This window comes from Agromyces excoecariae, assembly GCF_051715505.1.
Classification (GTDB): domain Bacteria; phylum Actinomycetota; class Actinomycetes; order Actinomycetales; family Microbacteriaceae; genus Agromyces.
The window spans coordinates 521,380-535,868 of record NZ_JBPSLA010000001.1; the positions used below are offsets into that span (position 1 = coordinate 521,380).

A 14,489-nucleotide genomic window follows, 5' to 3' on the forward strand; every position below is an offset into this window, starting at 1 on the left:
TCGATCCGGAGAACCGCTGCCGTCACGAAGGCTTAGGTCCCGTCGTCCGTCGACCCGCCGGGCGTACGCTGGTGTCGTGACCACGACCGTGTCGTCCCGGCGGGACGCCCGCCGCAACCATGAGCGCCTGCTGGTCGAGGCGCGACGCCTCTTCGCCGAGCGCGGCATCGAGGCTCCGCTCGACGAGCTCGCCACGCGCGCCGAGGTCGGCGCAGGTACCGTGTACCGCCACTTCCCGACGCGCGACGCCTTGGTCCGCGAGCTCTACGACACCGGCGTCGACGACCTGCGGGCCTTCACCGCCGAGGTCGTCCAGGCCGAGAGCGGATGGCGAGCCATCGAGATCTGGCTCGAGGCCCTGTCGTCGTGGCTCATCGAGCGCCCGTACCTGCCGGCGGTCATGCGCCGCGTCGCCGAACTCGACCCCGAGCACCGCCCCGGCGCCGAGTTCCAGGCCGTCGCCGACAGCATCGTCGCGCGGGCGCAGGCCGAGGGCGCACTTCGCCCCGACGTGACATCCGTCGACATCAGCGTCGTCGTCGACATGCTCGGCTCGCTCGGCCAGTACGGCGGAACCTACCTGCCGTTCTGGCGTCGGCAGCTGGCCATCGTGCTCGACGGGTTGCGTGCTCGACCCGGTACGACCGAACTGCCCGGCGCCGCGCTCGACTTCGGCGAGTTCCACGACATGTCGCACCGGAAGCGTCCCGAGGACTGAGCTCGCTCGTCGCGCGCGCCGCTACTCCGCCGAGCGCACTTCGACGACGTTCGCCCACGGGTCGTCGAACGCGAGTGTCCGGCCGTCGTCGCGCGACGGAACGCGGAAGTGCGCCATCCGCTCGCCCAGCTCGCCGAGGTCGTCGGCGGTCGGCACCAGGATCTCGACCTTGCCCAGGCCGAGCGCGAGCTGCCGGCGCCCGGCGCCGAGGCTCTTCCACGTGTTCATCGCCATGTGGTGGTGGTAGCCGCCGGCGCTGACGAAGAGCGCCTGGTCGCCGTAGGTCGCGGTCTGGTCGAAGCCCAGGCGGTCGACGTAGAACTCGCGCGCGCTCGCGACGTCGCCGACCGACAGGTGGACGTGGCCGACGCCGGCGCTGCCGAGCCCGGTGCCTGCCGCCGCGGCATCCGCCCCTCGTTCGGTCAGGTGCTCGCGCAGGTAGCCGTTGGGGTCGAGGAAGATCGTGGCCATCTCGACCGTGCCGTGCGTCCAGCTCCACGTCGAGCGGTCGCGGTCGAAGTAGAGCTCGACGCCGTTGCCCTCGGGGTCGTCGAAGTAGAACGCCTCGCTCACGAGGTGGTCGGCGCTGCCCGTGAAGGTGCCCGGGTACTTCGACGCGACGGAGAGCAGGGCGGTGGCGAGCGCTTCGCGGGTGTCGAACAGGATGGCGGTGTGGAACAGCCCCGCGCTGCGGGGCGACGCGTGCCTCAGCTCGGGCGCGTGCTGGAGGATGACGGCGGGCAGGCCGCCGCGGCCGAGGACCGCCACGGGCCCGTCGTGGCTCAGGAGTTCGAGGGTGACGCCGTCGCGGTAGTACCGGATCATGGCGTCGAGGTCGGCGACGCGGAGGGTCACGGGCCCCATCGCGGTGTCGGCGGCGAGCCGGTCGGAGGCGGCGCCGGCTGCGGCACCAGAATCAGTTGTAGGCACAACTATTTCAACCACGTCCTCTCGGCGGCTATTCCCGCTCGCGGGAACGCGTCTCCGCCCGACCCGACCGCGCTACAGCCCGAGCGTCAGCCGCTCCACGAGCGCCCGGTAGCGTTCGGCCGTCTGCTCGACGATCTCGGACGGAAGGCTCGGCGGCGCCGACTGGGACGCCCGGTCCCAGTTCGCCGCGAGCCAGTCGCGGACGATCTGCTTGTCGAAGCTCGCCATGCGGATCTCGGGCGTCGCCCCGGTCAGGTACGCCTCCAGGTCCCAGTAGCGACTCGAGTCGCTCGTCAGCACCTCGTCGGCGAGCGTCACGATGCCGAGCTCCCGGTCGGCGCCGAACTCGAACTTCGTGTCCGCGAGGATCAGGCCGCGCTCCTCGGCGACCTCGGAGGCGTGCTGGAAGACCGAGAGCGAGATCGCGCGCAACTGCTCGGCGACGGTCTCGCCGACGAGTTCCACGGTGCGCTCGTACGAGATGTTCTCGTCGTGCTGGCCGAGGGGGGCCTTCCACGCCGGCGTGTACACCGGCTCGGGGAGCCGGTCGCCGTCCTGCAGCCCCTCGGGCAGCGGCAGCCCGCCGATCGCGCCCGTGGCCACGTACTCCGCGTAGCCGCTGCCGGTGAGGTAGCCGCGCACGACGCACTCGATCGGGAACATGTCGAGCGTCCGGCAGAGCATCGCGCGGTCGGCGACCGAGGCCGGGATCTCCGGCAGGTCGTGGTAGCGGTCGTCCTCGGCGTACGCGAGGTGGTTCGGCACCTCTGGCAGCCGGTCGAACCACCACCGCGTGAGCGAGGTGAGCAGCGCGCCCTTGCCCGGGATCTCGGGCTCAAGCACCTCGTCGAACGCGCTCACGCGATCGCTCGCGACGACGAGGACGACGGGTGAGAGCCCCATGGGGTCGCCGGTCCAGGTGTCGTCGTCGGTCATGAGGTCGGTGGGCACGTAGAGGTCGCGCACCTTGCCCGAGTAGACGAGGGTCCAGCCGGTGAGGTCGTTCACGTCGGTCATGTCCGTCTCCTTCGCGTCGCGGATGCCGTCGCCCGGCACGCTTCGCACCCGTTCAGTCCGCGACTCGCGCGGCGATGTCGGTGCGGTACTGGCCGCCGTCGAGGCGGAGCTGCCCGATGGCCTCGTACGCGCGTCGGCGCGCCTCGGCGAAGTCGTCGCCCAGGGCGACCACGTTGAGCACGCGGCCGCCCGTCGCGATGAGGTGCGGCTCGGCGTCGTCGCTGGTCGAGCCGACCGCCGTCGCCGCGTGGGCGAGGTGGACGCCCGGCACCGATGCCGCGGCGTCGAGGCCGTCGAGCCGGCGCCCGGTCTCGGGGGACTCGGGGTAGCCCTCGCTGGCGAGCACGACCGTGACGGCCGCGTCGGGCCGGAACTCCGGCCGCGGCAGCTCGCCGAGCCCGCCGGTGGCGGCCGCGTAGAGCAGACCGGAGAGCGGCGTCGCCAGCCGCGGCAGCACGACCTGCGTCTCGGGGTCGCCGAAGCGCGCGTTGAACTCGATGACGCGGATGCCGCGGCTCGTGAGGATCAGTCCGGCGTAGAGCAGCCCGATGAACGGCGTCTGCTCCTCGGCGAGCTGCTTCACCGTGGGCCGGGCGATCGTCTCGATGACCTCGTCGACGAACGCCTCCTCGCTGCCGAACCGCTCGTCGAGCCACGGCAGGGGCGAGTACGCGCCCATGCCGCCGGTGTTCGGACCCTCGTCGCCGTCGCGGAGCCGCTTGTAGTCCTGCGCGGGCGAGAGCGGCAGCACGTTCGTGCCGTCGGCGAGCAGGAAGAGCGAGACCTCCTGGCCGTCGAGGAACTCCTCGATGAGCACCGGGCCCTGCTGCAGGTAGTGCGCAGCGTGGGCGAGCGCCGCCTCGCGATCGTCGGTGACGAGCACGCCCTTGCCGGCGGCCAGGCCGTCGGCCTTCACGACGTAGGGCGCGCCGAACTCGTCGAGCACCGCGGTCACCTTCGGCAGCGAGTCGACGAGGCTCGCACGGCCGGTCGGCACGCCCGCCGCCTCCATGACGCGCTTGGCGAACGTCTTCGAGCCCTCGAGCGCGGCGGCGGCCTTGCCCGGACCGAACGCCGCGATGCCCCGCGTGCGCAGCGCGTCGGCGACGCCGGCGACGAGCGGCGCCTCGGGGCCGATGACGACGAGCTCGATGTCGTTGTCCATCGCGTAGTCGGCGACGATCACCGGGTCGGTCGGATCGAGCGCGATCGTCTCGACGCTGCCGCGCGCCGACGAAGTGGGGGACGCCGCGATGCCCGCGTTGCCGGGCGCCGCCACGATCTCGTGGCCGGCCTCCTCGTCGAGCAGGGCGAGGATGATGGCGTGCTCGCGCGCGCCCGAACCGAGGACGAGGATTCTCACCCGCTCAGGCTACCGGACCCCCTCCCGCCGGATCGGGCGCGTGACGGCGGCCGACTGGCCGCCGCCGGCCGCCGTGCGTGGGGGAGGATGGGAGCATGCCGCGCAGGATCGGAGACGTCGAGGGCCGCGACGCGGTCGCCGCGTTCATGAGGGCGGATGCCGCGGCATCCGTCGACCGGAGCACGCTCGCGCTGGCGGTGCGATACACGCTGCAGCTGCTCGCCGACCGCGCACCCGGCAGCACCGTCGAGGTGCGCGTGCCGCCGTTCGGGGCGGTCCAGTGCATCGAGGGCCCGCGGCACACGCGGGGCACACCGCCGAACGTCGTCGAGACGGATGCCGCGACCTGGCTGGGGCTCGCGACGGGTTCGCTCGCGTGGGTCGACGCCCGTGCCGCGGGGCGGGTGCACGCGTCGGGGCAACGCGCCGACCTCGAGGGCGTCGTGCCCGTGATCGACGCCGCACGCCTCGCCTGACGCGCTCGGGGCGCCGGCCGCATGCGGGAGAATGGACGGGTGAGCGATGCGAACCGTCCCGAGCCCGCCGATTCCGCAGAGTCGGGGCCAGTCGAGCCCGACGCATCCGTCGAGCCCGACGCATCCGTCGCTCCCGTCGACCGTGACGTCGCCGGCGACGCATCCGGCCCCAAGGTCGAGCGCATGGATGTCGACCCCGAGGCGGTCGAGCACCTCGAGACCGCGTTGACCAGCGATGCCGTGACCGTGCGGCGCTCGCCGCGATACGGCAGCTTCCTCCTGCTCGGCGCCGCGCTCGGGGTGCTGGTCGCGCTGGTCCTCACGTTCGCGTTCCCCGAGAACGAGCAGTTCGACCGCGGTCAGGTGTTCGGCTTCCTGCTGCTGTGGTGCGGTGCCGGAGGGCTCGCGCTCGGCGGCGTCGCCGCGCTCGTCATCGACCGGATGCTCGCGAGGCGGCGCGGCACGGCCGTCGCCGAGCACGAGTCGACGCGCTACGTCGACGACGACCCGACGTCCTGATCGCGCCGGCCGCGACCTCGCCGTCCGGCCGTCGCAGGGCCCCGGCAGGGCCGACCGTCAGCTGAGCTGGGTGCGCTCGACCCAGTCGAGGTACTCGGGCGTGACCGTGCCGGTCACGTACTCGCCGGTGAAGCACGACAGGTCGAGGCGGTCGATCGACGTCCCCTCGGTGATCGCGGCCTGGAGGTCCTCGACCTCCTGGTAGATCATGTGGTCGGCCCCGAGCTCGCGGGCGATCTCGGGGATCTTCCGGTCGTGCGCGACGAGCTCGGCACGGCTCGGCATGTTGATCCCGTAGACGTGGGGGAAGCGCACCGGCGGAGCGGCCGAGGTGAACGTGACCTTGTTCGCGCCCGCGGCGCGGGCCATCTCGACGATCTGCTTCGAGGTCGTGCCGCGCACGATCGAGTCGTCGACGATGAGCACGTTCTTGCCCTTGAACTCGGTGCCCATGGCGTTGAGCTTCTGCCGCACCGAGCGCTTGCGCGCGGCCTGGCCGGGCATGATGAACGTGCGACCGACGTATCGGTTCTTGTAGAAGCCCTCGCGGTACTCGATGCCGAGCTTCTGCGCGACCTGCATCGCGGCCGGGCGCGACGAGTCGGGGATCGGCATCACCACGTCGATGTCGCCCTGGTCCATGTGGGTCGCGATCGTGTTCGCGAGCCGGTCGCCCATGCGCAGGCGCGCCTCGTAGACCGAGATGCCGTTCATGATCGAGTCGGGGCGCGCGAGGTAGACGTACTCGAACGAGCACGGCACCAGCCGCGGGTTCGCGGCGCACTGTCGCGAGATCATCTCGCCGTCGAGGGTGATGAACACGGCCTCGCCGGGCTCGACGTCGCGCACGATCTCGTAGTCGCCGTTCTCGAGCACGAGCGACTCGGAGGCCACGATCCACTCGTCCTTGCCGGCGTCCGTGGTGCGCTTGCCGAGGATGAGGGGCCGGATGCCGAACGGGTCGCGGAACGCGAGCAGGCCGTAGCCCGCGATCATGGCGATGACGGCGTACGAGCCCTCGACGCGCTCGTGCACGTGCGAGACGGCCTGGAAGACCTGGTCGGGATCGAGGTCGAGTCCCGTGATCTGGCCCTGCAGCTCGGTCGCGAGCACGTTGAGCAGCATCTCGGTGTCGCTCGTCGAGTTGACGTGGCGTCGGTCGATGCGGAACAGGTCCTCCGAGAGCTCGCGCGTGTTCGTGAGGTTGCCGTTGTGGACGAGGATGATGCCGTACGGCGCGTTCACGTAGAACGGCTGGGCCTCCTCCTCGCGCTCGGCGGCGCCCTTGGTCGTGTAGCGCACGTGGCCGAGGCCCATGGATCCGAGCAGCGAGCGCATGTCGCGGGTGCGGAACGCCTCGCGCACCTGGCCGCGAGCCTTGTGGATGTGGAACACGGGGCCGTCGGCCGTCGCGATGCCCGTCGAGTCCTGCCCACGGTGCTGCAGGAGGAGGAGGCTGTCGTAGATCTGCTGGTTGACGGGCTCGGTGGAGACGATGCCGACGATGCCGCACATGCGAGCGATGGCTCCTCGGGAGGTGTGGTGAAGCGTCCGAGCTGGACGATACATCCTCGCATACGCGCGCGTGTGAGCCGGCTGAACGGATGCCGCTGCTCACGTGAGCGGCGGGGAGCCCGAGGGAGCGAGCGAAGCAAGCTCGGCGGTCGATGAGGGCCGCCGACGGCCAAACGATGAACCTATCCCGCGCGCCATCGTCCTGCGGGAGATTCCTCGGATCCCTCTGGCGAGTTGTCGATTTCCCCGAAGGATGCCTGCGGCTCTCCCCCCGAACGGGGGACGTGTGCCACGCTCTCCCGCATTCGCACATCTGCGGCGCGGCGACCTTTGGGGGGACCGCCGCCGCCTGCTCAGAAAGGGCTCACCATGAAGCTCACCTCCTTGCGCGCGGCGCTCGCCGGCGCCGCCCTCGTCGCCTGCGGGCTCCTCGCCGCGCCGACCGCCGCGTCGGCCGCGCCGCCCGCGGTGCCGCCGGGCGTCGACCAGCGCGCGGTGCCGGCGGCCGAGCGTGCGGCAGCCGCCGGGTACTGGACGGCCGAGCGCATGCGCTCGGCGACTCCGGCCGAGGCGCTGCTCGCCGGCAAGTCGGCGTCGACGCCGGCCGCCGACGTCGCCGCGGGCGCACCCGTGACGTACGGCAAGCCCGCGCCGACGCCCGAGGTCACCCCGATGGCGGCGAGCGAGTCGCCCGTGCCGAACATCGGCAAGGTGTTCTTCACGCTGAACGGCCGCAACTACGTGTGCTCCGGCAACTCGGTGAGCTCGGCGAACGGCAGCGTCGTCGCGACCGCCGCGCACTGCGTGCACGGCGGCAAGGGCAAGTACGCGACGAACTGGACCTTCGTGCCGGCCTACGAGAACGGCGCCGCGCCCTACGGCCAGTGGGTCGCGACGAAGCTCGCCGCGCCGCAGCAGTGGACCAAGGGCGGCGACATCACCTACGACACGGCCTTCGCCACGGTCGGCACGGTCGGCGGCAGGACGCTGCAGGCCACCGTCGGCGGCACCGCGATCTCGTTCAACCAGGCTCGCGGGCTCTCCTACGAGGCGTTCGGGTACCCGGCCGCCGCGCCCTTCAACGGCCAGACGCTGAAGTCGTGCGCCGGCACCGCGACCGCCGACCCGTACGGCCAGACGCAGTCGCAGGGCATTCCGTGCGACATGACGGGCGGCTCGTCGGGTGGTCCCTGGTTCCTCGGCAACGGCTCGCAGAACTCGCTGAACAGCTTCGGCTACAACAACATCCCGAACGTGATGTTCGGGCCGTACTACGGCTCGGTCGCCCAGTCGACGTACGCCACGGCGGCGGCATCCTGATCGCACGCAGAGGCCGCTGAGCGCGGCCGTCCGATCGCGGAGCGCCCCGCACCGAGGGACCGGTGCGGGGCGCTTCGTCGTCAGGAGCCCGCCTCCGCCGACTCCGCACGTGCGGACTCGAGATCGGTGAGGTGCCATGGGTCGTGGGTCGTCTCGACCTCGACACCGCACTGGGAGGCGTTCACCCAGACCGTGGCGCCCCACGTCGGGGTGCCATCGTCGGCGAAGCCGCTGTGCGAGCCGCTGGCCGCCTGGTCGAGGCCGGCGTTGACGGCGTGCACGGCACTGCCGTGCCACTCCCGCCAGTCGCTCTCCCCCGTCTCGACCGCGTGGAGCGAGGGGAGGATGCGCAGGTGCCCGGGCGCCGTCGTGCCGTGGATGTAGAGGAAGGCGTGGTCGGTGAAGCCGAACGGGGTGACAGGTGTCTCCTCGGTCCAGCGGTCGACGGCTCCGACGAGCCATCCGCCCTCGTCCATGCCGAAGACCCGGCCCCACCCGCCGCCGTCGAGGACGCCGAGTCCGACGACCTCGTCGTAGGACGGCCAGAACACCGGTTCGACGTGGCCGGTGTCGATGCTCCACCCCCACCATCCGTCGCCGGCAGCAGTCCGGTCGTCCTTGACCATCCGGGCGACGGCGTCGATGCCGACGCGAGGAAGGGGCGTGGTGCTGCCGTCGGCGTGCCAGACGACCGGGTTGTAGTCCGTCCAGTGAGGGTACTTCGGCTGCTTCCCCTTCGCCATGAAGCCGGAGCGGTCGCCGAGATTGTTGATGCCCCAGCCCTGGCTGGCGAAGGAGGATGCATCGAGGCGCACCGCGTCGCCGGTGAAGTGCTCCCAGCCGTACGCCCGCATGTTCCCCTTGGAGCCGACCCCCGGTGCGTCGCTTCCGACGACCGCCCCGGCGTCGTTGATCCGTCGCACCCACATCTCGCTGCCGTCACCGGCCGATCCCCGAGTCGTATCGATCAGCGCGACTGCGCCGGTCGCGAGGTCGATGACCCACGGCTTCGGGTTGCCACGGTCCGCGTCCTCGCTGACCCCGCTGATGAGGCCGGACTCCGTGAGTTCGAACGCGATGTCCGACCACGCCCCGAAACCCGGGTCCACCGGCTCCGGCCCACCCTCGAGCCCGCGCCACAGTGCGACCCGCTGGTGCTCCTCGCCGCTCTCGTCGCGGACGTGGTAGCTGCCGTAGTAGACGGTCTCGCCGTCCACGACCTCGATATCCATCACGCCCCCGTCGTATCCGCCCTCGGGCAGGGGGAGCTCCACGAGCCGGCACCCGTCCACCGTGGCGCTCAGGGGGTCGGCGCTCGCGCTGGTGGCCGCAGCCAGCCCTCCGCCGGCAACCACTGCCACGACGACCACCGCTCCGGACCGGAGCAATCGCATGCGTCTTCTCATCTGTCGCTCTCCTCGCGTCTGGCCCCGCCCCTGCGGCGGCGCTGATCCCAGCGTGGATGCGGGCGGTCGCGGCTCGGTCGCGACCTGGTCGCGGTGACGCGCGGGCGACGGGCGGTTCGCGATGCGGGTCGACTCACTCCTCGGGGCAGCTCGGCTGGAGCGGCCGATCCGGGACGATGACGGCCGCCTCCTCTGCCGTGAGGTTGCGCCCCGCGGCGGCGCACGCCGCGGCCACCCAATCGGACGGGTCCACCGAGACCTGCACCAGGTCGCCCTCCTCGAAGAACGCGCGGAGGCTCCGCCCGTCCTCCGAGAAGGTCAGCCACCCCCACGTGCGGTCGTCGGTGACGGGTTGGCCATACGGCCGCCAGGTCGAGGTGTCCCAGAGGATGATGTCGCCGTCGGAACCCATGCTCGCCAGCGTGCGGCCGTCCGGTGCCGTCTCGAGGTCGATCACCCATCCCCCGGTGATGAGCCGAGACGGCGCCACCGGTTCGAGCGTCGCGGCGGAGACGACGTGGAGCCGACCGTCGTCGGCCCCGGCCACGAGCGTGCGGGAATCGTTCGACCACGCGAGTGCCTGCACGAACTGGTCGTCGTCGCTGGCGACCGCCGCCCGGCGGACGACGTGCCCGTCCTCCATGCTGATGAGCACGATCTCGTCGTTGCGCGCGAGCGCCGCGAAACGGCCGTCCGGCGAGACCGCCGTCGCCGTGGTGCCGTCGATGCCCTCCGACTCCTCGAGCTCCGTCGGCCCGTAGGTCAGGGTCGCATCGGCGAGGTCGATCACGGCGAACCCGCCCCGACCGTTGACGACCGCGTGTCGTCCGTCCGGGGTGACGGCCACGCTGTGCACCATCCAGGGGACCTCGATCACGGAGAGCTGGTGCTGCGTCGCAGCGTCGAAGAGGACGACCGCCCCACGGTCCTCGAGATAGGCGAGGGCCGGCGTGTACGCGTTGACCCCGACGACCGCCACGTCGCCGTCCGGGGTGATGGCGACCGAGCCCGGCTCGAACCCGGTGTCGGGCGGCCATGCGCCGCCGGGTCCGCCGATGTCGGGGAGCAGTTCCCCGAGATTGGAGCCGGTACGCAGGTCGGTCACGTAGGCGAGGTGAGGGGTGCCCGTGAAGACGAGCTTGATGTGCGCACCTCGCTGTGCCGAGTGGCTCGAGGCGCCGAGGGAAGGGCTCAGGCCGACCGTGCTCGTCGCGATCGGCGTCGTCCGGCCCGAGAGGTCGAACCCGACCGACGTCCCGTCCCGTCCCGCGGTCCAGACCATCCGGCCGTCGAGTCCGGCGAACCGGGCGTCCAACACCGAACCGCTGTGCGCCACGGCGGTACGACCGAGCCGCATGGTCGCGACGTCGAGAACCTGGATTCCGCGTTCCGCGGTCAGGGCGACGAGCGTACCGTCGGATGACCACGGCGCTCCGCGAACGTAGCTCTCGACGCGCACCGTCGGCGTCTGCGCCTCGACGTCGCCGGTCGGGACGATCTCCACGTTCGACCCGGTGTCGTCGTGGTGGACCATGACGAGTCGTGAGCCATCCGGCGACACCGAGGTCGGGATCCCCGCGACCTGCACGGAACCGAGCTCCGGGCGGCGGAGGTCGAAGACCTCGCCCGTCGCCTCATCCTCGTCGGCGCGGCTCACCCGACCGTCCGGCCAGACGAGGAAGAAGTCGGTGAAGGGCGCCGCCTCGGGCCACGGAACCGCGTCGAGAAGCTCCCCGGTGGCGGCGTCGATCGTGAGGACATGGCTGCCGTTCGCCGCGAGGTACCGCCCGTCGCTCCGCATGCCGCCACCATCGATCTCCTCGACCGAGCCGGGGACCAGGGCGTCGACGCCACGGAGTTCCCAGTCGACCTCGCCCGTCTCCGCGTCGAGGCGGACGAGGCCCGGCTCATCGGAGAACTCCGGCACGATGACCCCGGCCCCGTCGGCGGTCACGGTCGGCTGGCCGGCCTGGCCGCGCTGCGGCATCTCGACGTTCCACAGCGTCTGACCGGTGTCGGCATCGATCGCGCGGATGAACGGGTGGTTCTCGGTGACGACGACGAAGCCGCCGTCCGGGCTCGCCGCGATGCGGAGGAACCGGTTCTCGGTGCGCACCCGGTGGGCGACGGCGGGCTGTCTGGCCAACAGGGTGAGCAGGGCGCCGTAGGTCTCCGGGCTCTGCTCGATCCTCGTCGACTCGACGGCGGCGAGCAGTGCCAGGTCCGGGTACTCGATGTTGAGCGCCGTGGCGGCCAGTCCCTTCGCCTCTGCCGAGAGCGAGGCGGCCTGGGCGCTCTGCTGGGCCCGCCACGCCGCGACGCCGGCCACGAGGGCCACGATCAGCACCAGTGCGATTCCGGCGACGAGTCGGCGCAGTCGGCGGTTCTGGCGGGTGCTCTGCCTGGCGCGTTCCTCGGTCGCTCGTCGGTCGGCGTCCAACGCGTCGTGCCCCGCTCGCAGGAAGTCGTGCTCGACCGGGGTCAGTTCCTCGGGGCGCGACTCGGCGATCTCGAGGCCGGAGGCGAGCCTGGTGCCGGACCACAGCGCGGACGGTTCCCGTCCCTCGGCCTCCCACTCGGCGGCGGCGACCGCGAGCCGGCGCTGGATCGCGCGCCCCGTGGCGTCCTCGACGAGCCACGTGCGCAACCGCGGCCACTCCCGGAACAGCGCCTCGTGGGCGACCTCGACGGTGCCGTCGGAGACCGTGAGGAGGCGACCTCGGGACATCGCCTCGACGGCCTCGCGCACGTCGGGGCGGGACAACGACTCCAGTTCGCTGATCGCGACGCGTCGGCGGGTCACCCCTGCTCCGTCGCCCGGACCGGTCAGCCGCATGAGCACGAGCCGGGCCGCATCCCGCTCGGAGTCGGTCATCGCGGTCCAGCACTCCTCGGCGAGGCTGGCGATGGAGCCGCTCAACCCACCCATCCGGACGTACGCGGCGTAGGTCAGGGCGCGCTCGTCCCTCTGCTCCCAGAGCTGGGCGAGGGTCACCGAGAGCAGCGGAAGCAGTCCGGGTTCCTCGCCGGCGTCGCTGACGACGGTGTCGACGAGGCCGTCGTCGAGGACGAGGCCGGCCGCGCGGGCGGGACGTTCGACGGCACGGTGCACCTCGGCTCGGGTCATCGGCCCGACGAGGACCGTCCCGTCGCGCACGAGGCCCCGCAGGGCCTCGTGCTCGGCCAATCTCCCCATGAAGTCCGCCCGCATCGCGAGGACGATGCTCACGTTGGAGCGGGCGTCGGTCGCGAGTTCGCTCACGGAGTCGAGGAACTGGCGCCGCTCGGACTCGTCGGTGCAGACCGTCCACACCTCCTCGAACTGGTCGATGACCACGACGACACGACTGAGGTCGTCGACCGCGGCGGTGACGAGGTGGGTGAGGAGCTCGCCGACCGACTCACGTCCTGCCTGCCCGAGTGCCTCGCGGGCGAGCTCGCGCATCGGGTGCTCGCCCGGCCGCAGTGCGACCACCCGCCATCCGGAGCTGCCGGGCAGGGCGTCCGCGCCGAGCGCAGCCAGCAGGCCCGCACGGAGCAGGGACGACTTGCCCGAGCCGGAACTGCCGACGAGGGCGAGCACTCGCGATGCCGCGAGGCTCGCGACGAGTTCGGCGACGAGGCGCTCGCGGCCGGCGAACCAGCGCGCGTCTCCGACGTCGTAGGCCTCGAGGCCGCGCCACGGACACCTGCCGGGGTCGGGAGCGCTGAGTGCGGACTGTGCCCCTTGCAGCACCTCGATGCCGTCGGCGAGCTCGGTCCGAACTCGCGAGAGCTCGGCGCCGGTGGAACCGAGGGCGCCGGCTGCGACCTCGACCCGGCGCATGGCGCGCTCGCGTGCGGCCTCGAGCGCCGCCGCGTGGATCGCGCCGGGCCAGCCGCCGCTTCGCTCGAGCACCTCGGCAGTGACCGAGGTCACCTCGTCGACGGCGACGTAGTCGGCGACGATCTGCCGCGTGTCCTGCGGTGAGAGCGGGCCGAGGTCGAGCACGTCCGCCCCCGCGGGCACCGGTCCGAGTCGCCCGGTCAACCGGATCGTCAACGTCGCAGGGAGGACGGCGTCGGTGTGGTCGGCGACGACCAGGACCGCGGCCCCGGGGACCGTGACGGCCGCGCCGTCGTCGCGGATCGATGAGGAGAGGTAGTGCACGGTCGCGCCGTCCCGGACGACCTCGGCGGCGAAGGTTGCGGCGAGCGCTCGTCCCCCGCTTCCTCGGGGACCGCGCACCACCACGATCCGAGAGGCCCCCCGGATCGCGTCGTCCCAGAGTCCGTGGAGACGGGCCAGCTCGGCCTCTCGCCCGACGAACCGACTCGGCGGCTGAAGGGCTGGAGGAAGTGCGGAGCGAAGGTTCGGCCGCCCGAGTGCCGGGTCGTGGGCGAGCACACGGGCGTGGACGGCCCTCAGGCCGGCATCGGGGTCCACTCCCAGTTCCTCGGCGAGGATGGCGCGGGCCCGATCGAAGGCTCCGAGCGCCTCGCCCTGACGGCCGCTGCGGTACAGCGCGGTCATGAGCATCTCCCAGAGCCGTTCCCGGAGGGGGTGCTCGAGAACCATGCGCTCGAGGTCCGGGATGGCACCGGACACCTCGCCGAGTGCGAGCTGGGCCGCGAGACGCACCTCGGTCGCCGTGATGCGCAACTCCTCGAGGGTGCGTGCCTCGGCCGCGATGGCCGGCGTCGACTCGAACCCGGCGTATGCGGGGCCGCGCCAGAGGTCGAGCGCTTCGCTCACGGCGGCGATGGCCCGCTCGGGGCGCGCGTCGGCCAACGCGCGCTCGCCCATCCGGGCGAGCCTGGTGAAGCGCTCGGCATCCACCCGGCCGGCGTCCACGGCGAGCCGATATCCGGGACCGTCGGTGAGCAGCAGCCGGGGACTGCCCTCGCGGTCCGGCTCGAGGGTGTTGCGCAGGCGCAGGACGAAGGTCTGCAGCGACTTGGCGGCCGACGTCGGCGGTTCCTCTCGCCAGAGGCTGTCGATCAGGTCGCTCGTGGGGATCACCCTGCCGCGCGCGGCGAGGAGCCGGGCGAGCAGGAGTCTCTCCTTGGCTCCCCGGATCTCGATCGCCCCGTCGGGCCCCTCCACCCGGAGGGGACCCAGTACACCGAAGTCCACGGTGTCACTGTAAGGTCTCCCGGCCGCGAGCATGCGTCCTCCTCGATGGCCGGTCGCACGTCCGCGGGTCCGGCTCGATCCGACCCTCCGCGATCCCGGTCGCGATCCG

10 protein-coding genes are annotated in these 14,489 nt (G+C 72.1%); 4 read left to right on the forward strand and 6 right to left on the reverse strand.

Features of this window, described 5'->3' with window-relative positions; translation table 11 throughout:
• The first annotated feature begins 76 nt into the window (after nucleotides 1-76).
• On the forward strand, nucleotides 77-718 hold the full coding sequence (locus ACSJD1_RS02440; protein ID WP_438853722.1) for a TetR/AcrR family transcriptional regulator: 642 nt from the start codon (nucleotides 77-79) through the stop codon (nucleotides 716-718).
• A 21-nt stretch (nucleotides 719-739) separates the two neighbouring features.
• Here the strand turns inward: ACSJD1_RS02440 and ACSJD1_RS02445 are convergent, their stop codons facing one another.
• The 3 genes from ACSJD1_RS02445 to purD all read right to left on the reverse strand — a co-directional run bounded on the left by ACSJD1_RS02445 (nucleotide 740) and on the right by purD (nucleotide 4,028).
• Nucleotides 740-1,582 (reverse strand): VOC family protein, encoded by an 843-nt coding sequence (locus tag ACSJD1_RS02445; protein ID WP_438854110.1) that lies wholly within the window; start codon nucleotides 1,580-1,582, stop codon nucleotides 740-742.
• Between the two features lie 138 nt (nucleotides 1,583-1,720).
• Nucleotides 1,721-2,665, reverse strand: a complete 945-nt coding sequence (locus ACSJD1_RS02450) for a phosphoribosylaminoimidazolesuccinocarboxamide synthase (RefSeq protein ID WP_438853723.1) — start codon at nucleotides 2,663-2,665, stop codon at nucleotides 1,721-1,723.
• Nucleotides 2,666-2,717: 52 nt separating this feature from the next.
• Nucleotides 2,718-4,028: a phosphoribosylamine--glycine ligase gene (gene purD / locus ACSJD1_RS02455; RefSeq protein WP_438853724.1), complete on the reverse strand. Its 1,311-nt coding sequence runs from the start codon at nucleotides 4,026-4,028 to the stop codon at nucleotides 2,718-2,720.
• 95 nt (nucleotides 4,029-4,123) lie between these two features.
• On the opposite strand from purD, the gene ACSJD1_RS02460 reads away from it, so the two are divergent.
• Both ACSJD1_RS02460 and ACSJD1_RS02465 read left to right on the forward strand, forming a co-directional pair.
• Nucleotides 4,124-4,504 (forward strand): sterol carrier family protein, encoded by a 381-nt coding sequence (locus ACSJD1_RS02460; RefSeq protein WP_438853725.1) that lies wholly within the window; start codon nucleotides 4,124-4,126, stop codon nucleotides 4,502-4,504.
• A 39-nt stretch (nucleotides 4,505-4,543) separates the two neighbouring features.
• Nucleotides 4,544-5,023 (forward strand): hypothetical protein, encoded by a 480-nt coding sequence (locus ACSJD1_RS02465; protein ID WP_438853726.1) that lies wholly within the window; start codon nucleotides 4,544-4,546, stop codon nucleotides 5,021-5,023.
• Between the two features lie 57 nt (nucleotides 5,024-5,080).
• On the opposite strand, the gene purF is transcribed toward ACSJD1_RS02465, so the two are convergent.
• Entirely contained in the window at nucleotides 5,081-6,538 is a 1,458-nt protein-coding gene (gene purF / locus ACSJD1_RS02470) for an amidophosphoribosyltransferase (protein WP_438853727.1), read from the reverse strand.
• A gap of 369 nt (nucleotides 6,539-6,907) precedes the next feature.
• On the opposite strand from purF, the gene ACSJD1_RS02475 reads away from it, so the two are divergent.
• Entirely contained in the window at nucleotides 6,908-7,858 is a 951-nt protein-coding gene (locus tag ACSJD1_RS02475; protein ID WP_438853728.1) for a trypsin-like serine peptidase, read from the forward strand.
• 80 nt (nucleotides 7,859-7,938) lie between these two features.
• Here ACSJD1_RS02475 and ACSJD1_RS02480 read toward each other — a convergent pair whose 3' ends face one another.
• Both ACSJD1_RS02480 and ACSJD1_RS02485 read right to left on the reverse strand, forming a co-directional pair.
• Entirely contained in the window at nucleotides 7,939-9,252 is a 1,314-nt protein-coding gene (locus tag ACSJD1_RS02480; RefSeq protein ID WP_438853729.1) for a hypothetical protein, read from the reverse strand.
• Nucleotides 9,253-9,397: 145 nt separating this feature from the next.
• Complete coding sequence (locus ACSJD1_RS02485; RefSeq protein ID WP_438853730.1) at nucleotides 9,398-14,380, reverse strand: nSTAND1 domain-containing NTPase; 4,983 nt, start codon at nucleotides 14,378-14,380, stop codon at nucleotides 9,398-9,400.
• Between the last annotated feature and the right edge of the window lie 109 nt (nucleotides 14,381-14,489).

Excerpts from the sequence above, each read along its gene's own strand:
- ACSJD1_RS02445 (WP_438854110.1), bottom strand. The coding sequence starts at position 1,582 with ATGGGGCCCGTGACCCTCCGCGTCGCCGACCTCGACGCCATGATCCGG.
- ACSJD1_RS02450 (WP_438853723.1), bottom strand. The coding sequence starts at position 2,665 with ATGACCGACGTGAACGACCTCACCGGCTGGACCCTCGTCTACTCGGGC.
- ACSJD1_RS02460 (WP_438853725.1), top strand. The coding sequence starts at position 4,124 with ATGCCGCGCAGGATCGGAGACGTCGAGGGCCGCGACGCGGTCGCCGCG.
- purF (WP_438853727.1), bottom strand. The coding sequence starts at position 6,538 with ATGTGCGGCATCGTCGGCATCGTCTCCACCGAGCCCGTCAACCAGCAG.
- ACSJD1_RS02475 (WP_438853728.1), top strand. The coding sequence starts at position 6,908 with ATGAAGCTCACCTCCTTGCGCGCGGCGCTCGCCGGCGCCGCCCTCGTC.
- ACSJD1_RS02480 (WP_438853729.1), bottom strand. The coding sequence starts at position 9,252 with ATGCGATTGCTCCGGTCCGGAGCGGTGGTCGTCGTGGCAGTGGTTGCC.